General features: G+C 71.2%; 18 protein-coding genes. 12 read left to right on the plus strand and 6 right to left on the minus strand.

Annotation, left to right across the window (positions count from 1 at the left end; all coding sequences use genetic code 11):
• Nucleotides 1-68: 68 nt before the first annotated feature.
• Nucleotides 69-1,382, minus strand: a complete 1,314-nt coding sequence (locus tag AMY39116_RS0306090) for a PLP-dependent aminotransferase family protein (protein ID WP_020416809.1) — start codon at nt 1,380-1,382, stop codon at nt 69-71.
• Between the two features lie 72 nt (nt 1,383-1,454).
• Here AMY39116_RS0306090 and AMY39116_RS0306095 point away from each other — a divergent pair, with 72 nt between their 5' ends.
• The gene (locus AMY39116_RS0306095) at nt 1,455-2,243 is read left to right on the plus strand and encodes an alpha/beta fold hydrolase (protein WP_020416810.1); all 789 of its coding nucleotides are present in this window, start codon (nt 1,455-1,457) and stop codon (nt 2,241-2,243) included.
• Nucleotides 2,244-2,441: 198 nt separating this feature from the next.
• On the opposite strand, the gene AMY39116_RS0306100 is transcribed toward AMY39116_RS0306095, so the two are convergent.
• The 3 genes from AMY39116_RS0306100 to AMY39116_RS0306110 are packed head-to-tail and all read right to left on the minus strand — an operon-like array spanning nt 2,442 to nt 5,269.
• Nucleotides 2,442-2,906 carry a MarR family winged helix-turn-helix transcriptional regulator gene (locus AMY39116_RS0306100; RefSeq protein WP_020416811.1) on the minus strand — a complete coding sequence of 155 codons (465 nt, stop codon included), beginning with the start codon at nt 2,904-2,906 and terminating at the stop codon, nt 2,442-2,444.
• Nucleotides 2,907-2,965: 59 nt separating this feature from the next.
• The gene (locus AMY39116_RS0306105; RefSeq protein ID WP_039791279.1) at nt 2,966-3,865 is read right to left on the minus strand and encodes a LysR family transcriptional regulator; all 900 of its coding nucleotides are present in this window, start codon (nt 3,863-3,865) and stop codon (nt 2,966-2,968) included.
• A 9-nt stretch (nt 3,866-3,874) separates the two neighbouring features.
• A complete protein-coding gene (locus AMY39116_RS0306110; RefSeq protein ID WP_235716071.1) occupies nt 3,875-5,269 on the minus strand; it encodes an MDR family MFS transporter in 1,395 nt (464 codons plus the stop codon).
• Between the two features lie 98 nt (nt 5,270-5,367).
• Here AMY39116_RS0306110 and AMY39116_RS0306115 point away from each other — a divergent pair, with 98 nt between their 5' ends.
• The 11 genes from AMY39116_RS0306115 (at nt 5,368) to AMY39116_RS0306165 (ending at nt 16,651) form a co-directional block, all read left to right on the plus strand.
• On the plus strand, nt 5,368-6,195 hold the full coding sequence (locus AMY39116_RS0306115) for a phosphoribosylaminoimidazolesuccinocarboxamide synthase (RefSeq protein ID WP_020416814.1): 828 nt from the start codon (nt 5,368-5,370) through the stop codon (nt 6,193-6,195).
• A 68-nt stretch (nt 6,196-6,263) separates the two neighbouring features.
• On the plus strand, nt 6,264-7,319 hold the full coding sequence (locus AMY39116_RS0306120; RefSeq protein WP_020416815.1) for an SDR family oxidoreductase: 1,056 nt from the start codon (nt 6,264-6,266) through the stop codon (nt 7,317-7,319).
• Nucleotides 7,320-7,335: 16 nt separating this feature from the next.
• Nucleotides 7,336-7,593, plus strand: coding sequence for a glutaredoxin domain-containing protein (locus AMY39116_RS0306125; RefSeq protein WP_020416816.1), 258 nt, complete (start codon nt 7,336-7,338; stop codon nt 7,591-7,593).
• 28 nt (nt 7,594-7,621) lie between these two features.
• The gene (locus AMY39116_RS0306130) at nt 7,622-8,194 is read left to right on the plus strand and encodes a TetR/AcrR family transcriptional regulator (protein WP_020416817.1); all 573 of its coding nucleotides are present in this window, start codon (nt 7,622-7,624) and stop codon (nt 8,192-8,194) included.
• A gap of 101 nt (nt 8,195-8,295) precedes the next feature.
• The gene (locus tag AMY39116_RS0306135) at nt 8,296-8,844 is read left to right on the plus strand and encodes a hypothetical protein (protein ID WP_020416818.1); all 549 of its coding nucleotides are present in this window, start codon (nt 8,296-8,298) and stop codon (nt 8,842-8,844) included.
• 10 nt (nt 8,845-8,854) lie between these two features.
• A complete protein-coding gene (locus AMY39116_RS0306140) occupies nt 8,855-9,760 on the plus strand; it encodes a LysR family transcriptional regulator (RefSeq protein WP_020416819.1) in 906 nt (301 codons plus the stop codon).
• Nucleotides 9,761-9,860: 100 nt separating this feature from the next.
• Complete coding sequence (locus AMY39116_RS0306145; RefSeq protein WP_020416820.1) at nt 9,861-11,003, plus strand: CaiB/BaiF CoA-transferase family protein; 1,143 nt, start codon at nt 9,861-9,863, stop codon at nt 11,001-11,003.
• Entirely contained in the window at nt 11,000-11,740 is a 741-nt protein-coding gene (locus AMY39116_RS0306150) for an acetoacetate decarboxylase (protein WP_020416821.1), read from the plus strand. The genes AMY39116_RS0306145 and AMY39116_RS0306150 overlap by 4 nt, the downstream gene beginning before the upstream one ends.
• On the plus strand, nt 11,737-12,585 hold the full coding sequence (locus AMY39116_RS0306155) for a 3-hydroxyacyl-CoA dehydrogenase NAD-binding domain-containing protein (RefSeq protein ID WP_020416822.1): 849 nt from the start codon (nt 11,737-11,739) through the stop codon (nt 12,583-12,585). The genes AMY39116_RS0306150 and AMY39116_RS0306155 overlap by 4 nt, the downstream gene beginning before the upstream one ends.
• A complete protein-coding gene (locus AMY39116_RS0306160; protein ID WP_020416823.1) occupies nt 12,582-13,751 on the plus strand; it encodes an acyl-CoA dehydrogenase family protein in 1,170 nt (389 codons plus the stop codon). The genes AMY39116_RS0306155 and AMY39116_RS0306160 overlap by 4 nt, the downstream gene beginning before the upstream one ends.
• A 146-nt stretch (nt 13,752-13,897) precedes the next feature.
• A complete protein-coding gene (locus tag AMY39116_RS0306165; RefSeq protein ID WP_020416824.1) occupies nt 13,898-16,651 on the plus strand; it encodes a PQQ-dependent sugar dehydrogenase in 2,754 nt (917 codons plus the stop codon).
• Between the two features lie 58 nt (nt 16,652-16,709).
• Here the strand turns inward: AMY39116_RS0306165 and AMY39116_RS0306170 are convergent, their stop codons facing one another.
• Together AMY39116_RS0306170 and AMY39116_RS0306175 are read right to left on the minus strand one after the other, a co-directional pair.
• On the minus strand, nt 16,710-17,549 hold the full coding sequence (locus AMY39116_RS0306170; protein ID WP_020416825.1) for a MurR/RpiR family transcriptional regulator: 840 nt from the start codon (nt 17,547-17,549) through the stop codon (nt 16,710-16,712).
• Nucleotides 17,546-18,586 carry a zinc-dependent alcohol dehydrogenase family protein gene (locus tag AMY39116_RS0306175; RefSeq protein ID WP_020416826.1) on the minus strand — a complete coding sequence of 347 codons (1,041 nt, stop codon included), beginning with the start codon at nt 18,584-18,586 and terminating at the stop codon, nt 17,546-17,548. The genes AMY39116_RS0306170 and AMY39116_RS0306175 overlap by 4 nt, the downstream gene beginning before the upstream one ends.
• Nucleotides 18,587-18,593 lie beyond the last annotated feature (7 nt).

Raw genomic sequence — 18,593 nt, forward strand, 5'->3', positions numbered from 1 at the left:
ACAGCGCGGCCCGCGGCGCGGCGAAGGCTGCGCGCGGCACCGCCCCTTGCCGATACCGCCGCGACGAATCACTCGATTCCGCTGTCCTCCGGGCTTGAACGCGCCAGCGCGGCCAGCGTGTCCAGCGCCCCGGCCAGTACGTCGGTCCGCGGGGAAGCCAGTGCGAGCCGCACGGCGGTGGGGGCTCTGCCCGGGCTCACGGCGAACGCCGCGGCCGGGGTGACGGCTATCCCGCGGCGTGCGGCGGCCGCCACGAACGTCTCCGCCCGCCACGGCTCCGGCAGCCGCCACCAGCAGTGGTACGCCCGCGGGTCCGACCGCACCTCGAAACCCGCCAGGCGCTCGGCCACCAGCTCCTGCCGCGCCACCGCGTCGGCGCGCTTGGCAGCCTCGATCTTCGCCAGCGTGCCGTCCGCCATCAGGCGCGTCGCGGCCGCCATCGGGAACCGCGCCGCCGCCCAGCCGCCCGAACGCACCGCGGCGACCACCCGGTCACGCAGCGCCGGCGGAGCCACCACGAAACCCAGCGTCAGCCCGGGCGCGAGCCGCTTCGAGAGGCTGTCCAGCACGACCGTCCGCTCCGGCGCGACCTCCGCCAGCGGCGCCAGGTCCGGCCGCAGGAAACCGTTGATGCCGTCGTCGATCACCGGCAGATCCCGCTCCCGCAACACCTCGGCCAGCTCCGCCCGCCGCGCCGCCGGCATCGCCAGCCCCAGCGGGTTGTGCAGCGCCGGCTGCAGGTACACCGCCCGCAACCGCGGCGGCAGGTCCGGCACCACACCGTGCTCGTCCAGCTCCAGCGGCACCAGCGTGACCCCGAGCCGCGCCGCGATGCCCTTGACCACCGGGTATGTCAGCGCCTCGACCCCCAGCCGCTCCCCGGCCGGGACCAGCGCGGCCACCGCGGCGGCGATCGCCTGGCGGCCGTTGCCCGTGAACAACACGTCCGGTGCGGACGGCGCCCACCCACCCCGCGCCAGCACCGACGCGGCCGCCGCCCTGGCTTCGGCCGTACCCGTCACCACGGCCGGCCCCAGCCCCTGCACCAGCAGGTCCGGCCGCAGCAACGGTCCGAGGCTCGCGGCGATCCACTCGGCCTGTTCCGGCAGCACCGGGAAGTTCAGCTCCAGGTCGACTGTCGCGGAGGCGGGTTCGGCCAGCGCGGAACCCGGCTCCGGCGCGGCCCGGATGAACGTGCCCCGCCCGGTCTCGCCGACCGCGAGGCCGCGCCGGACCAGCTCGCCGTACACCCTGGCCGCGGTGGAAACCGCGATGCCGCGCTGCCGCGCGAACCGGCGCTGCGGGGGCAACCGGTCGCCCGGCCGGAGCCGCCCGGCGGCGACATCGGCGGCGACGTCGTCCGCGATCGTCCGGTAGTCCACCCGCACCTCCACATTGCACCGAGAGCAATATTTGTATTGCACCGAGCATAGCAGCCGATCTACCGTCGGAGCATGACGATCGAAATCGGCTACGACGACAAGGGCTCCGGCCCGGCCCTCGTCCTGGTCCACGGCCACCCGTTCGACCGCTCGATGTGGCGGCCCCAGCTGGACCACTTCAGCGAGCGCGGCTGGCGAGTCATCGCGCCCGACCTGCGGGGTTACGGCGAGACCACGGTGGTGCCGGGCAAGACGCCCCTGGAGACCTTCGCCCGCGACCTGGCCGGCCTGCTCGACCGCCTGGACGTCGGCGAGTTCGTCCTGGGCGGGCTGTCCATGGGCGGCCAGATCGTGATGGAGTGCCACCGGCTCTTCCCGGAGCGAATCCGCGCGCTGGTCCTCGCCGACACCTCACCGCGCGCGGAGACCGCGGAGGGCAAGCGGAATCGCACCGAGATGGCCGAACGATTGCTCCGAGAAGGACTCTGGCCGTACGCCGACGAGGTGCTCACGAAGATGGTGGCGCCCGCCAACGTCGCCGCGATGCCGGACGTCGCGGAGCACGTCCACCGCATGATGCGCTCGACCGCGCCGGAGGGTGCCGCGGCGGCCCTGCGGGGCCGCGCCGAACGCCCGGACTACGTGCCGACGCTGGCCGGGGTCCGCGTACCGGCGCTGGTGGTCGTCGGCGACCAGGACGAGTACACGCCGGTCGCCGAGGCGGAGTTCCTGCACTCACTCATCCCCGGCGCGGAGCTGGCGGTCATCGAAGGCGCCGCGCACATGCCGAACCTGGAACGGCCCGCGGAGTTCAATTCCACCCTGGCGAGCTTCCTCGCGAAGATTCCTCAATCGTCATAGGCAGCGCGCGCCTCGCAGTGGGATGCCGGTCCCGGTGCCCGGTCCGGGTCAGGTGCGGATCCGGGTGTCGGCCGCCGCGGTCAACCCGATGGACCTCGCCACGACGGCCGGGCTGTTCGCCGAGATGGGCGCAAGCGGGTGCGAAAGCGCGGCACGGCTCCGGGACGGCGGGCTGCGCGGTCGTCTGGTCCTGCTGACTCAATCACCGCGCCCGAGGTGGTGCTGGAACAGTTTCCGGCTGATCCGGCCCAGCTCGGCGAATTCGTCGTCGGTCAGCGGGTTCACCACCGATTCGTGCACCGCCCTGCGGTATCCGGGTGCCACGCCGTGGAGGAATTCGGCGCCCTCCGCGGTCAGCACCGCGTACAGGCCGCGGCGGTCGGTCGGGTGTTGTTCGCGCCGGACCCAGCCGAGGCCTGCCAGCCGGGTGATCCGGTAGTTCAGCCTGCTGCCCGGCGAGAACAGCACCGCGGCCAGCTCGCCCATTCGCATCCGGCGGTCCGGCGCGGCGTCCAGCCTGGTGAGGATTTCGTATTCCGCATGGGAAATCCCGGCGGTTTCGTGCAGGTGGCGCTCGATCGCGCGTTGCACGAGGGTCTGCGCGCCGAGGTAGTGCACCCAGGCCCGGAGCTGGTCATCGGACAGCCACCGGCTCTCCTGCATGGGCCCTCCCAGTTGATCGGCAGGGCTGGAATATAGCCGATGGCGCGCCGGAAAACGGGTCAATCCAGGCAGCGCCGCACGTGGCCCGGCACCAGAATCGCCTTGCGGCGGAGGATTTCGGTGAACGCCGACACGACGGGATCGCCACCCGGGCGCGTGTAAGCCGCCAATCGGCGTCGCACCGGCGGGTCCGGCCGCAGCAGGTGCGCGGCGAACCGCGGCGGCAGCACGTTCGCGGGCACCAGCGCCGGGCCGAGACCGGCGGCGGCCAGCGACGGCGCGGCGGCCGTCTGCTCGGTCCGCACCGCGGCCCTGGGCTGGAACCCGGCCGCCGCGCACACCTGGTCCAGCAGGTCGGCGAGACCGTTGCCGGGCGCGTAGTGGACCCACTCCCGCTCGGCGAGGTCCGCGAGCCGGACCGTGGTCGCCGTGGCCACCGGATCGTCCGGCGGCACCACCACGACGAACTCCTCCTCGCCGAGCGGGTGCACCGGACCGTCCCAATCGGACGGTTCCGGCCCGACGGCGAGATCGGCCTGCCCCTGGGCCATCGCGGCGGCCAGCTCGTCGGCGTGCCGGTGCTCGAACAACCGCACGTGCACGTCCGGGTGGGCGCGCCGCCACGCCTTGAGCACCGGCGGCAGCACGCCGAGGCTCACCGAGTACAGGGTCGCCACCATGATCTCGCCGCACTGCAGCCCGGCCGCCTGCCGCGCGGCGGACACCGACTTCCGCGCCGCCGCCAGCGCCGCCCTCGCGTGCGGCAGCATGGCCCGGCCCATCGGCGTCAGCCGCACCGACCGCGGCAGCCGCTCCAGCAGCGGCCCGCCGGTCGCCCGCTCCAGCGCCCGCACCTGGTGCGACAGCGCGGGTTGCGTGACGTGCAGCAGCTCGGCCGCGCGCGTGAACGAGCCCGCGTCGACGATCGTCACCAGGTACTCCAGCTGCCGCAGGGTCATGAGCACAGCTTATGCCGGAACCGGAACCGCTCGGGTCCGTTCATGCCGCTGCACCTGCCACAGCCACCAGGCGGCACCCACCGCGACGGCCGAAGCGCCGGTCAGCCACCAGAACGCGACCTGGAAGGCGTGCTCGGCCCCGGTGGGCAGCAGCCGGGACAGCACGACCGCCGACATCGCGCCGCCGACCGCGCCGCCCACCCGCATCAGGATGTTCAGCACCGTGGTCGCGTCCGGGAGCTGCTCGCGCCGCACCGACGCGAACGCCGCCGTACCCGCCGGGGACGCCGACAACGCCAGCGCCATGCCGCGCAGGAACAGCAACGCCTGAAGCAGCACCGGGTCCGCGTCCGCGCCGAGGAACGCGAACGGCGCGGTGGTGAGCACGGTGCACACACTGCCGACGAGCGCGACGATCCCGCCGCCGTGCCGGTCGGTCAGCCACCCGGCCAGGGGCATCACCACCATCGTGCCCAGGCCGAGCGACAGCAGGGACAGGCCGGTGGTCACCACGTCCGCGCCGCGCAGGATCTGGAAGTACAGCGGGAACAGCAGCATCGCGCCGAACATGGCGGCGCCGAAGAACAGGCTGGACACCGTCCCGGCCGCGAACACCTGGTTGCGGAACAGCCGCAGATCGAGCAGCGGCCGTTCGCGCCGCCACGACCGCAGCGCGAACGCCACCAGCCCGGCCGCGCCGAGCGCCAGCGACACCAGCACCGACGGGCCGATCCCGCCGCCGCCCTCGCCGACCGAGGTGAGCGCGTAGACGAACAGCGGCAACCCGAGCCCCACCAGCGCGAACCCGGTCCAGTCCAGCCGCCCGGCGCCACCCGGCTCACCGCGCGGCACGTACTTCCACCCGAGCGCGATGCCGATCGCGCCGATCGGCAGGTTGATCAGGAACAGCCACTCCCAGGACAGCGAGTCCAGCAGCACCCCGCCGACGGTCGGGCCGATCGCGGGCGCGCTGCTCACCGCGATGCCGAGGATGCTCATCACCCGCCCCAGCCGCTCCGGGCCGACCGCCTGGCCGAGGATCGTCTGCCCGGCCGGGGTCAGCAGCCCGGCGGCCAGCCCCTGCACGACGCGCAGCACGACCAGCCACCCGATGTCGCCGGCCAGCGCGCACAGCCCGGACGCGATGGTGAACGCGGCGAAGGCACCCAGCCACAGCCGCCCGACGCCGATCCGGCGGCCGAGCCACCCGCACAGCGGCAGCGACACCGCCAGCGCGATCAGGTAGGCGGTCGACACCCACTGCACCTCGTCGAGCGAGGCGCCCAGGTCCATGCCGATCCGGTCGAGTCCGACGTTGACGAGCGACGAGTCGAGCATGCCGACGAAGGCGCCGAACACGATCACCAGCGAGATCCGCCACACGGGCCAGGGAATCCGTTGCATGATCCCGAAGCTAAAACCTCAAGTAATGTCGAGGTCAATGCCCGCTGAGCAGCACCGTAGGATGGGTGCGGCGAAATCCGGCGACACGGGACGGGACGATGAAGCACATCTATGCGGGCAAGGTCCGTGAGCTCTACTCCGACGGGGACGACATCCTGCTCGTCGCCTCCGACCGGATCTCGCTCTACGACGTGGTGATGCCCACCCCGATCCCGGACAAGGGCAAGCTGCTCACCCAGCTGTCGCTGTGGTGGTTCGAGCACCTGGCGGAGATCGTGCCGAACCACGTCGTGTCCACCGACGTGCCCGAGGAGTTCGCCGGCCGCGCGATCCGCGTCAAGCCGCTGAAGATGGTGCAGGTCGAGTGCATCGCACGCGGCTACCTGACCGGGCTGGGCCTGAAGGAGTACCAGAAGCAGGGCACCGTCTCCGGCGTCGCGCTGCCGCCGGGTCTGGTCGAGGGCAGCAAGCTGCCCGAGCCGATCTTCACGCCGACCACCAAGGCCACCGAGGGCCACGACGAGTTCATCACCTTCGACGACGTGGTCGCGCAGGAAGGCCGCGAGACCGCGGAGCGCCTGCGCGAGCTGACACTGGCGATCTACCGCGCGGGCGCCGAGCGGGCCGCGGAGAACGGGATCATCGTCGCGGACACGAAGGTCGAGTTCGGCTGGGACGCCGACGGTGTGCTGACCCTCGGCGACGAGGTCCTGACCTCCGACTCGTCGCGGTTCTGGCCGGCCGACCGCTGGCAGCCGGGCCGCCCGCAGTTCTCGTTCGACAAGCAGTACGTGCGTGACTGGGTCAGCGGCACCGGCTGGGACAAGACCCCGCCCGCGCCGGAGATCCCGGCCGACGTCGTGGCCACCACCCGCGCCCGCTACATCGAGGTCTACGAGCGGATCACCGGGAAGACCTGGGCATAAACAACGCTCATGGGTCCCGGTACCAACGGGACTTGGACTTATAGCCGCAGGCGGCCGAACCTGGGTGCATGAGCACGGAACGCAAAGTCGCCCTGGTCGCCGGGGCGAACGGGGTCATCGGCCGCAACCTCGTCGACCACCTGGTCTCGCTCGGGGACTGGGAGGTGATCGGGCTGTCCCGGCGCGGCGGTCCCTCGAGCGGGCCCGTCCGCCACATCGCCGTCGACCTGCTGGACCCGGCCGACGCGCGGGACAAGCTGGGCGGGCTGCGAGACGTCACGCACGTCTTCTACGCGGCCTACCAGGACAAGCCGACGTGGGCCGAACTGGTCGCGCCGAACGTCGGGATGCTGGTCAACCTCGTCGACGCGGTGGAGCCGGCCGCGCGCGGGCTGCGGCACATCAGCCTGATGCAGGGCTACAAGGTCTACGGTGCGCACCTCGGCCCGTTCAAGACGCCTGCCCGCGAGGACGACCCGGGGCACCTGCCGCCCGAGTTCAACGTGGACCAGCAGAACTTCCTGGAGCAGCGCCAACTCGGCAAGGCGTGGACGTGGTCGGCGCTGCGGCCGTCGGTGGTCTGCGGGTTCGCCCTGGGCAACCCGATGAACCTGGCCACCGTGATCGCGGTCTACGCGTCGATCTCGAAGGAACTCGGGGTGCCGCTGCGGTTCCCCGGCAAGCCGGGCGCGTACACGTCCCTGCTGGAGATGACCGACGCCGGGCTGCTGGCGAAGGCGACGGTGTGGGCGGCGACCGACGAGCGCTGCGGCAACCAGGCGTTCAACATCAACAACGGCGACCTGTTCCGGTGGAGCGAGCTGTGGCCCGAGCTGGCACGCTGGTTCGACCTGGAGGTCGCGCCGCCGTTGCCGATGTCGCTGGAGACCGCGATGGCGGACAAGGAGCCGCTGTGGGAGTCGATGCGCGAGCGGTACGGACTGGAGCCGTCGTTCGCCGAGGTGTCGTCGTGGCGCTTCGGCGACTTCGTCTTCGGCTGGGACTACGACGTGATCGCCGACGGCTCGAAGGCCCGCCGGTTCGGTTTCCACGAGTTCGTGGACACCAGGGAGATGTTCCGGTCGATCTTCGAGGAGCTGCGCAAGCGCAAAGTGATCCCCTGATGGTTAACCTGAAAGCATGAGCACTCCCGTCGAGTTCTACTGGCGCCCCGGCTGCGGCTTCTGCATGGCGCTGCGGGCCGGTCTGGAGCGGGCCGGCCTGCCGTTCACCGAGGTGAACATCTGGGAGGAGCCGGGCGCGGCGGAACGGGTGCGCGAGGTCGCGAACGGCAACGAGACGGTGCCGACGGTCTTCGTCGGCCCGGCGGCCATGGTCAACCCGAGCGTGGACGAGGTGCTGTCCGCCGTGCGCGAGCACGCTCCCGAGCTGCTCTGACGTACCTACCGATAGGTACAGTGACGGGGTGGACACCTCGGAGCGGCTGATCCGCAGCACGCAGGAGCTGCTGCGGGACCGCGGTTACGTGGGCACCAGCCCGAAGGCCATCCAGCAGCACGCGCAGGCCGGCCAGGGCAGCATGTACCACCACTTCAGCGGGAAGCCGGACCTGGCGCTGGCCGCGATCCGCCGCAGCGCGGAGGAGATGCGGGCCGAGGCCGAGACGGCGCTCGCCAGTGGCGGCACCGCCCTGGAGCGCATCGACGCGTACCTCCTGCGGGAACGGGAGGTCCTCCGCGGCTGCCCGATCGGGCGGCTCGCGCAGGACCCGGACGTCGTGGCCAGCGAGGCCCTCCGGCAGCCGGTAAAGGAGACCCTCGGCTGGCTGCAGGAACGGCTCGACGGGGTCCTCGCCGACGGTGTGGCGCGCGGGGAGCTGCCCGCGGACCTGGACACCGGCGCCACCGCGGCCACCATCGCCGCGGTGGTGCAGGGCGGGTACGTGCTCGCCCGCGCGGCGGGCTCCGTCGATCACTTCGATCGTGCCATTGACGGCGCACGCAAGTTGCTTGGAGCGATTTCCCAACACCGTCAGTAATTTGGACGTTGTTTCACGGCCCCGGCTGAGTCACCTTCACCCGGTTGCGGTACAAATGCGCGCAACTGTCGGTATGCCTTCGCGTCCGAAAGGTGGGTCCGGTGAACGACGAAGTGTCGGTGGCCGAACTGCTTGAGCGCGAGGGCTGGACGGAACAGCCCCGCGCGCCGAGATCCCGGTTCCAGGTGATGGCGGTCATGCTCGCGGTCGTGCTGGGCTGCGGGCTCGCCGCGATCCTGGTCAAGGTCGGCGCAGACACCTCGCCCAACGACGACGCCGCGTTGTTCAGCCTTCCGGCCGGGCCGACCGGCGGCCTCGCCGGTGGCGGCGTCCCCGGAAACCAGAGCACCACCGAGCGCACCAACAGCTCGTCGCGGATCACGGTCACCAACGCCTCCCCCGGCGCCGGGAACGGCGGCGACATCGTGCCGTGGGCCACGAGGTCGCGCACCAGCACGTCCACCGAGACGGTCACCGTCACCGACTCCAACCTGCCGCCCGCGTCGAGCACCGACCCCGGCGCCCCTGGCGATCCGACCGACCCCGGCCAGACGAGCGCCCCCACCGGCGGCACCAGCACCGGCGCGACCACGACCACCCCGTCCCGCACGCCGCCGAGTTGCATCCTGATCATCCTCTGCCGCCCGTAAGCTCGGCCGGGTGGAGATCTTTCACCTGCGTTACTTCGTCGTGGTGGCCGAGGAGCTGAACTTCTCGCAGGCCGCGCGGAAACTCCACATGGCGGCGTCGCCGCTGAGCCAGCGGATCAAGGACCTCGAACACGAGCTGGGGCACCGGTTGTTCCGGCGCAGCACCCACAGCGTCGAGCTGACCGACGCCGGCGCCGCGCTCCTCCCGCTGGCCCGCGAAGCACTCGAACACTTCAACGCGATCCCCTGGCGGCTACGCGAAGCCCTCGGCCCGCGGCACCGGATGGCGCTCATCGGCGTGCCGGCCGGGCTGCACCCGGACCTGCGCGCCCGCGTGCAGGAGCTGGAGGAACGCTGCCGCGACCGGTTCGACCTCAAGCGCTGGCCGGGCCGCACCAGCGACCTGATCGAGGCGGTGCACGACGGGCGGCTGAGCCTCGCGCTGGTCCGGCTGCCGGTGAGCGATCCCGCGCTGGAGGTCGTGCGGGTGCTGTCGGAGCCGCTGGGCGCGGTCGTGCCCGCGGACCGGTTCGACGGCCGCGACGCGCTGAGCCTCACCGACCTCGTGGACCTCCCGTACGTCCCGGTGCCGCCGGAGGCGCAGCCGGTTTATTTCGAACGAATGGACCAGGAACTGCGCGCGGCAGGCGTCAAGAAACGTCTCAAGCCGCCGCGAACGGACTATTCCGGGGTCGCCGAAATCGTCGCGAGCGGTCTCGGGTTCACCGTCTCGATGCTGGACCCGCGCAGTCCGATGCGCAACTACAGCGTGGAGAACGTGGCCGTGCTCCCGATCACCGATTTCCGCCCCGAGCTGCAGACCGGGCTCATCTGGCGACGGGACCGGGCCTGTCCGGGGGCGGAACTGGCCGGACTCGTCGCGGACGCCAGAGAAGTTTTCCGGCAAATGGTATGACCACTGCGGTCATACCATTGTTCGCCCATTGATCATTCCCTTTCCGCGTTTTCGGACCTACCGTCGAATTGTCAGGTGAGGACGAGAACGAGGAGCAGTGATGAGTGGTCCACTCGACGGGATCCGGGTCATCGACCTCTCCACGGTGGTGATGGGCCCGTACGCCGCGCAGATCCTGGGCGACCTCGGCGCGGACGTGATCCGGATCGAGGCGCCGGGCGACTCGGCCCGCAACGGGCACTACCGCAACACCCCGGGGATGACCGCGCTGGCGATGGCGGTGAACCGCAACAAGCGCAGCGTGGCCCTGAACCTCAAGGACGACGAGCAGCGCGCGCGGGCGCTCGACCTGATCGACACCGCCGACGCGCTGATCACCAACATGCGCCCTGGCGCGCTCGGCAGGCTCGGCCTGACCTACGACGAGCTGTCCCGGCGCAACCCGAAGCTGGTCTACGCGCACGCGCAGGGTTTCCGCGGCGACTCCGACCGCGCGGGCCACGCCGCCTACGACGAGACCGTCCAGGCCGCGTCCGGGCTGGTCGACATCGCGAACCGCGCGCTGGGCAAGCCGGTGTACCTGCCGACGATCCTCGGCGACAAGGTCTCCGCGCTGACCATCGCCTACTCGGTGCTCGCCGCGCTGCTGCACCAGCAGAAGACCGGGCGGGGCCAGCACGTCGAGGTCCCCATGACGGACACGCTGATCGCGTTCAACCTGGTCGAGCACCTCGCCGGGCACACGTTCGAGCCGCCGTCGGCGCCGACCGGGTTCCCGCTGTCCATGGGGCAGGGCCACCGCGCGGTGCGCACCAAGGACGGACTGGCGTGCGTGATCCCGTACAACCCGCAGAACTTCCGGGACTTCTTCGCCGCGGCGGGACGGCCCGAGCTGGCCGAGGACCCGCGCGTGAACGGCGACTACGTGGACTCCGCGGACAAGGACGCGCTGGCCGACCTGATCGAGGAGTGCGCCCCGGCGCTGACGACCGCGGAGTGGGCGGAGGTGTGCGCGAAGCACAGCATCCCGATGGCGCCGGTGCTGGAACTCGACCGCGCCGACGAGGACCCCTACGTCCGCGACGGCGGCCTGATCCGGCTGGTCCAGCACCCGACCGAAGGCCCGGTCCGCACGGCCGGCATCCCGGTGCGGTTCTCGGAAACCCCGGCAGAGATCCGCCGCCTGCCCTCGGCACCCGGCGCCGACACCGAAGAGGTGCTGCGCGAGGTGAGCGGACGATGAAGGCCACCGACGTCGCGCGGCGCCACACGACCCCGCTGACGAACCCGGCCTACGCGCCGGTCGTGCCGCGGTTCACCGACCGCGAGTACCTCAACGTCGTCTACCGCACCGATTTCGACGCCCTGCGGGCCGTCGTCCCGGAGCCGCTGGAGATCGACGAGCCGCTGGTGCGCTTCGAGGTCATGCGCATGGGCGACGTGAGCGGCTACGGCCCGTACACCGAGGCCGGGCAGGCGATCCCGGTGCGGCTCGGCGACGAGCGCGGCGAGTACCTGCACGCGATGCACCTGGACAACTTCCCGGCCACCGCGTCCGGCCGCGAGGTCAGCGCCTACCCGAAAACCGTTGGCGCGCCGCGGTTGTACGTCGACCACGGCGCCCTCGTCGGGACGCTCGACTACGGCACGCTCCGGGTCGCGACGGCGACCATGGGCTACAAGCACCACCCGCTCGACCCCGCCGAAGCACGCGAGCAGATCGCCGTCCCGACGTTCATGCTCAAGATCGTCCCCGGTTACGACGGCCGTCCGCGCGTCGCGGAACTGGTCCGCACCCGGATCACCGACGTGACGGTCAAGGAGGCCTGGACCGGTCCCGCGCGGCTGCAGCTGTTCGAGCACGTTCTCGCCCCGCTGGCCGACCTGCCCGTGCGGGAGGTCGTCTCGGCGAGCCACGTGCTCACCGATCTCACCCTGGCGCCGGTCACCCCGGTGCACGACTACCTGGAGGCGTCATGAAGATCGCGGTGATCGGCGCGGGCACGATCGGGCTGTCCTGGGCCGCCCTGTTCGCCGCGCACGGGCACGAGGTGCGGGTCAGCGATCCGCGGCCGGACCTCGCGGACGCGCTGGGCGACCTCGACGTGCACATCGCGGGCTCGGTCGGCGAGGCCGTGCGCGACGTGGACGTGGTGCAGGAGAACGGACCCGAGCGCCTGGACTTCAAACGCGAGCTGTTCGCCCGGCTGGTCGCCGAGGCGCCCGCGCAGGCGCTGCTGCTCAGCTCGTCGTCGGCGATCCCGTCCAGCGAGTTCACCGCGGACATCGACGGCTCGCGTGTCCTCATCGGACACCCGTTCAACCCGCCGCACATCATGCCCCTGGTCGAGGTCGTTCCCAACCCGCGCACGAAAGAAGAAGCCGTGCAAGAAGCCGTGGAGTTCTACCGCTCGCTCGGCCGCGTGCCGGTCGTCGAGCGCAAGGAGGTGCCCGGCTTCGTCGGCAACCGCCTGCAGAACGCCCTGCAGCGCGAGGCGATCCACCTGGTGCAGGAGGGCGTGGTCGATCCGGCCGGGCTGGACGAGGTCGTGGTCAACTCGCTCGGCCTGCGCTGGGCGGCGGTCGGGCCGTTCCTCGGCGCGCACCTCGGCGGTGGTCCCGGCGGGTACCGGCACCTCGCGACGCACATCGGCGCATCGATGGACCGGATCACGCCCGGGCAGCCGGACCCGGCAGCCACCGAGCGAGTCATCGAAGCCGTGGAGAAGGCCTACGGCGACAAGGCATACACCGATCTCGCGGCGGAGCGCGACCGCAAGCAGCTCGCGATCCTCGCCGCCCGAGGACAAGGAGACACCGAATGAGCGCCGACTTCTACGGCTACGAGGACCTGCTGTCCGAAGAGGAGCGCAAGACGCTGCTGAAGGCCCGCGACTTCATGCGGACCGAGGTCAAGCCGCTGGTCAACTCCTACTGGGCGCGCGGCGAGTTCCCGCGCGAGCTGATCGGCAAGTTCCGCGAGCTGGGCCTGGCCGGCGTGGCCTACGAGGGCTACGGCGACCCGCTGCCCCGCGGCAGCCACCTGCTGACCGGGATGCTCGCCGCGGAGTACTCGCGCGTCGACCCGTCCGTGGCGACCTTCTTCGGTGTCCACAACGGACTCGCGATGTACAGCGTGTACGCGGGCGGGGACCAGGAGCAGCGCGACCGCTGGCTGCCCGCCATGGCCGCGATGGACAAGATCGGCGCGTTCGCGATGACCGAGCCGCTCGGCGGGTCCGACGTGGCGGGCGGCATGCGCACCACCGCGAAGCGGGAAGGCGACACCTGGGTGCTCAACGGCGCCAAGCAGTGGATCGGCAACGCCACCTTCGCCGACCTGGTCGTCGTGTGGGCGCGGGACGTCGACGACAACCGCGTCAAGGGGTTCGTCGTGGAGACTCCGGCCGACGGCTTCGTCCCGGTCAAGATCGAGAACAAGGTGGCGTTCCGCATCGTCGAGAACGCCGAGATCACGCTGAGCGACGTGCGGGTGCCGGAGGCGAACCGGCTGCGGAACATCCGCTCGTTCCGGGACGTCGCCGAGATCCTGCGCGCCACCCGCGGCGGCGTCGCCTGGCAGGCGCTGGGCGTCATGATCGGCGCGTACGAGGCCGCGCTCGCGTACGCGAAGGAGCGCAAGCAGTTCGGCAAGCCGATCGCCGGCTTCCAGCTCGTCCAGGACCTGCTGGTCAAGAGCCTGGGCAACATCACCGCGTCGTGGGGCATGCTGGTCCAGCTGGCCCGCCTGCAGGACGCCGGGATCTTCCGCGACGAGCAGTCGTCGCTGGCGAAGGCGTTCGTCACCGCGCGCATGCGCGAGGTGGTGGCCTGGTGCCGTGAGCTGCTCGGCGGCAACGGGATCGTCCTGGACTACGACGTGGCCCGGTTCTTCGCCGACGCGGAGGCCATCTACTCCTTCGAGGGCACCCGCGAGATGAACACGTTGATCGTCGGCAAGGCCGTCACCGGCCAGAGCGCGTTCGTGTAGTAGATCTCGCATCACAGATCAATAACTCTCAGCAACGAAATCCCCCTTTCAGGCGAAGAGAAGTCGTACGCCTGGAAGGGGGATACATGCACTCTCGGTGGTTAGCCAAACGCTTACTCGCGTTCATCGGGACGGGACTGATCACGTTGGGCCTGGTCACGGCGATCTCGGCCCCGCAGGCCGCCGCCGCGCCACCGCCCGGCTTCGTGCTGCTCGACCAGCCGACCGGTCAGAACGCCTTCGACCTCACCGACTTCGCCTACCTGCCGGACGGGAGCTACCTGAGCACCGGCAAGAGCGGCAAGCTCAACTGGACCTCCACGGACGGCAAGACCACGCGGACCCTGCGCACCCTGACCGTGCGCAACCAGGGTGACCTGGGTCTCGTCAGCGTGGCCGTGGCGCCCGACTACGCCACGTCGAAGGCCATCTACCTGATCCGCTCGGTTCCCAACGGCACGACGTTCACGCTGCGTCTGGCGAAGTGGACGGTCACCGGCTCCCCCGAGCCCACCGGCATCACCGGCGAGCAGACGCTGATCGACATGCCCGGCGGGTCCGATGTGCACGGTATGACCGGTCTCATCGCGGCCGACGACGGCACGCTGTGGGTGTCGATCGGTGACAACTCCGACTACACGCGCGTCGACGAGAACGCGCTGAAGACCCTGGACGTCAACGCCCTCAACGGCAAGGTCCTGCACATCAACGCCAACGGCAGCGGGGTGTCCACCAACCCGTACTACGACGCGGCCAACCCCACGGCGACCCGCAGCAAGGTGTTCGCGAGCGGCTTCCGCAGCCCCTTCCGGTTCACGCTCGACCCCAGCAGCGGCCTGCCCGTCGTCGGCGACGTCGGCTGGAACGAGTGGGAGGAGCTCGACCTCGTGCAGCCGGGCCGCAACTACGCCTGGCCGTGCTGGGAGGGCAACCACCGCACCCCCGGCTACGCGGACCTGCCCGGCTGCGCGTCGGTGACCAACAGCGCGCCGCTGTGGGAGTACCACCACGGTGACGCCTCCAACCAGGGCAACAGCGTCACGGCCGGCCTCGTCTACACCGGATCCAGCTACCCGGCCGAGTACCAGGGCGCGTTCTTCTTCGGCGACTACGTCGGCAAGAAGCTGTGGACCGCGCGCTGGAACACCGCGGGCACCCTGACCCAGGCGCCGCAGGACCCGCCGCTGGCCACCGACATCGGCGGTCCGGTCAAGTTCGCCGCTGCCCCCAACGGCGACGTCGTCTACGCCGACATCTACACCGGCAACCTGCGCCGCCTCAGCTACGTCACCGGCAACACGACCCCGGTGGCGAAGGCGACGACCACCAGCGACCCGGCGACCCGCACCGTCACGTTCGACGCGTCCGAGTCGACGGACTACGACGGTGACGCGCTCACCTACACGTGGGACTTCGGCGACGGCACGACCGGCACCGGCGTCACCACGACGCACACCTACAGCTCCGACGGCCCGTTCACCGCGACGCTGACCGTGCGCGACCCGCTCAACAAGGCCGGGACCACGTCGTTCACCGTCGCACCGGCCAACCACACGCCGGTGATCACGCTGACCGAGCCGTCCGCGCGGGACTTCGCGATCGGCGAGGCGGTGTCGCTGGCCGCGACCGCGACCGACACCGAGGACGGCGCACTGCAGGTCACCTGGACCTCCACCGTGCTGCACTGCCCGGAGGAGGAGACCTGCCACTCGCACCCCGGCGTGGGCGCCAGCGGCTCGACCTTCAGCGTCCCGTTCACCGACCACCCGGACTCCCGGATGGTCCTGACGGCGACGACCACCGACAGCGCGGGCGTGTCCACCAGCACCAGCTACACGGCCTGGCCGCGCCAGCACCGGCTGACGCTGAAGTCGAACGTGCCCGCGTCGCTGCAGATCCCGTCCGAGGGCGGCGTGAACAGCGCGCTGGTGACCGAGGGCGTCACGCTCGACGTGGTGGCCGCGGAGACCGCGTCCGACGGCGCGTCCAAGTTCTCCGCATGGGAGAACGGATCCACCAGCCGGACGCGGACGCTGACGGTCACCTCGGACCTGACGCTGACCGCGACCTACGCGACGGCGATCGACCAGCGCTACAACAGCGACGCCGCCGTGCGCTCGCTGCTCGGCGCTCCGACCGCGCCCGAGGCGCAGGACGGCAACGTCAACTACCGCGTGTACGCCAACGGCCGGATGTACTGGTCGGCGCAGACCGGCGTGCACGAGGTGCACGGCGCGATCCTGGGCAAGTACCTGGAACTGGGCGGTCACACCCGCTTCGGCGCGCCGACGACCGACGAGCTGACCACGCCGGACGGGGTGGGCAAGTACAACCACTACATCGGCACGCCCGGCACGCTGACGGCGTCGATCTACTTCTCGCCGAACACCGGCACGCACGCCATCTGGGGTGTGATCCGGGAGAAGTGGGCGGAGAAGGGCTGGGAAGCCGGCCCGCTCGGCTACCCGACGACCGACGAGCTGGTGACGCCGGACGGCATCGGCCGGTACAACCACTTCAGCAAGGACGGCTCGATCTACTGGACGCCTGCCAACGGCGCCCACTCGATCTGGGGCCTGATCCGGCAGGTGTGGCAGCAGACCGGCTGGGAAGCCGGCCCGATGGGCTACCCGGCCACGGACGAGCTGATCACGCCGGACGGCATCGGCCGGTACAACCACTTCGACAAGGCGGCATCGATCTACTTCTCGCCGTCGACGGGCGCGCACGAGATCTACGGCGCGATCCGGGCGCGGTGGGCGGCTCTGGGCTGGGAGACGTCGTACCTCGGCTACCCGACCACGGGTGAGTTCGCCGCGGACGGCGGCAGGCGGAACAACTTCCAGCGGGGCTACATCCAGTGGTACCCGAACGGGACCGTGATCGACCGCCGGTACTGAGTTCTGATGCGAAAAACCGCCCTCCCCGCCGCGTGCGGGGAGGGCGGTTTTTCGTTGCTCAGTAGTAGAAGTGCAGGGTGTCGAGCAGGCGGTGGTCCGGTTTCGGGTCGCCGAGCTCGATCGCGACCTCGGTGATCAGCGCCTGGGTGAGCGCCGTCAGCGCGGTCAGCGAGCGGCTGTGCGAGACGCCGCAGGTCTCCGCGAACAACGCCACCTCGGCGGACTCCACCAGCGGCGACGCGGCGTTGTCCGTCAACGCCACCACCGGCAGCCCGGTCTCCCTGGCGTACCCGGCGACCCGGACCGTGTCGGCCGCGTATCGGCGCACCGAGAACACCAGCAGGACCTCGTCCTCGCACAGTTCCTTGAGCTCGTCCGGCAGCGAGCCGCCGCCGAGCCGGTGCACGGCGGGCAGGATCTCACCCAGCCGCTGCGCCGCCAGGTCCGCCACCGGCCGGCACTCGCGCAGCCCCATCACGTGCACGCGCGGCGCCCGCGCGAGCAGTTCCACCGCCCGCAGCCACGACGGCCGCTCCAGGTGGCTGAAAGTGCGCGAGAGGTTGGTCTGCTCCTGTTCCAGCACCGCGGAGAGCAGGCCGCCCGGCTCCGGCTCGGCGGCGTGCTCGGTGCGCCGGGCCACCTGGGCCTGCTCGGCCACCCAGGTGCGGCACAGCTCCATGATGTCGGGGTACCCGGTGAGCCCGAGGGAGTTCGCGAACCGCGTCACCGTCGACTCGCGGATCTCCAGCAACCGCGCGGCTTCCGAGATGCCGCGGTAGGCCGTGCCCTCCGGGTCGGCGAGCAGCAGGTGGGCGAGGCGCAGCTGCCCCGAGGCCAGTTTCGGCAACCGGCTCCGGAGCAGTTCCGCCAGCTCCTGGTAGCTCCCGGGGGCCTTCACACGCGCAACTCCACGACCGTGACGCCGGCGCCGCCGACCGGGTCGTCCATCGCCATCAACGCTGCCGGTGCTTCGTCCAGCGTGATCCGGCGGCCGATCAGCGCGTTCAGGTCCATTGTGGATCGTTCGACCATCGCCAGCATCTCCGGGTACTCGTGGGCCTGGATGCCGTGGCTGCCGAGGATTTCCAGTTCGTCGGCGATCACGCGGTGCATCGGGATCGGCGGGATGCCCTGCCCCGGCGGCATCAGCCCGACCTGGACGTGCCGTCCGCGGGGCCGCAGGCTCGCCACCGAGGCCGCGCAGGTCTGCGGCAGGCCGACGCAGTCCAGGGAGACGTGCGCGCCGCCGCCGGTGATGTCGCGGATGGCGGCGGCGGTGTCCTGGCCGGCGTCGACAGTGGCTTCCGCGCCCAGTTTCGCGGCCAGCGCAAGGGCTTCGGGAGAGAGGTCGACGGCAACGACCCGCGCGCCGGCGGCGACGGCGAGCATGACCGCCGAGATGCCCGCGCCACCGCAGCCGTGCACGGCGACCCACTGGCCCGCGGTCGTCCGCCCCTGCCGCAGCACGGCGCGGAAAGCGGTGCCGAAGCGGCAGCCGAGCGCCGCGGCCGTGCTGGACGCGAGGTCATCAGGCAGCCGGACGAGGTTGACGTCGGCGTGGCCGAGGGCGACCAGCTCGGCGAACGATCCCCAGTGCGTGAACCCGGGCTGGGTCTGGTTCACGCAGATCTGCTGGTTGCCGGTGACGCACTGCTCGCACGTGCCGCAGGCGCACACGAACGGGACGGTGACGCGGTCACCGGGTGACCAGTGGCGCACCCGGTCGCCGGTCGCGACGATCCGGCCGGCGAGCTCGTGGCCGGGCACGTGCGGGAGGGTGATGTCGCTGTCGTGGCCGCGCCAGCCGTGCCAGTCGCTGCGGCACACGCCGGTCGCCTCGACCGCGACGACCACGCCGTCCGGGGCCGGCGCCGGGTCGGGCACGTCGCGGACCTGCGGTGGGGCTCCGAACTCGGTGAAGACGACTGCGCGCACCCCGACA

The sequence above is a fragment of the Amycolatopsis sp. ATCC 39116 genome, from assembly GCF_000231075.2.
Taxonomy (GTDB): domain Bacteria; phylum Actinomycetota; class Actinomycetes; order Mycobacteriales; family Pseudonocardiaceae; genus Amycolatopsis_E; species Amycolatopsis_E tucumanensis.

What these genes read in the sequence shown, in the direction of transcription:
- AMY39116_RS0306095 (WP_020416810.1), top strand. Translation starts at nt 1,455, where the DNA reads ATGACGATCGAAATCGGCTACGACGACAAGGGCTCCGGCCCGGCCCTC.
- AMY39116_RS0306100 (WP_020416811.1), bottom strand. Translation starts at nt 2,906, where the DNA reads ATGCAGGAGAGCCGGTGGCTGTCCGATGACCAGCTCCGGGCCTGGGTG.
- AMY39116_RS0306105 (WP_039791279.1), bottom strand. Translation starts at nt 3,865, where the DNA reads ATGACCCTGCGGCAGCTGGAGTACCTGGTGACGATCGTCGACGCGGGC.
- AMY39116_RS0306110 (WP_235716071.1), bottom strand. Translation starts at nt 5,269, where the DNA reads ATGCAACGGATTCCCTGGCCCGTGTGGCGGATCTCGCTGGTGATCGTG.
- AMY39116_RS0306115 (WP_020416814.1), top strand. Translation starts at nt 5,368, where the DNA reads ATGAAGCACATCTATGCGGGCAAGGTCCGTGAGCTCTACTCCGACGGG.
- AMY39116_RS0306120 (WP_020416815.1), top strand. Translation starts at nt 6,264, where the DNA reads ATGAGCACGGAACGCAAAGTCGCCCTGGTCGCCGGGGCGAACGGGGTC.
- AMY39116_RS0306125 (WP_020416816.1), top strand. Translation starts at nt 7,336, where the DNA reads ATGAGCACTCCCGTCGAGTTCTACTGGCGCCCCGGCTGCGGCTTCTGC.
- AMY39116_RS0306145 (WP_020416820.1), top strand. Translation starts at nt 9,861, where the DNA reads ATGAGTGGTCCACTCGACGGGATCCGGGTCATCGACCTCTCCACGGTG.
- AMY39116_RS0306150 (WP_020416821.1), top strand. Translation starts at nt 11,000, where the DNA reads ATGAAGGCCACCGACGTCGCGCGGCGCCACACGACCCCGCTGACGAAC.
- AMY39116_RS0306155 (WP_020416822.1), top strand. Translation starts at nt 11,737, where the DNA reads ATGAAGATCGCGGTGATCGGCGCGGGCACGATCGGGCTGTCCTGGGCC.
- AMY39116_RS0306160 (WP_020416823.1), top strand. Translation starts at nt 12,582, where the DNA reads ATGAGCGCCGACTTCTACGGCTACGAGGACCTGCTGTCCGAAGAGGAG.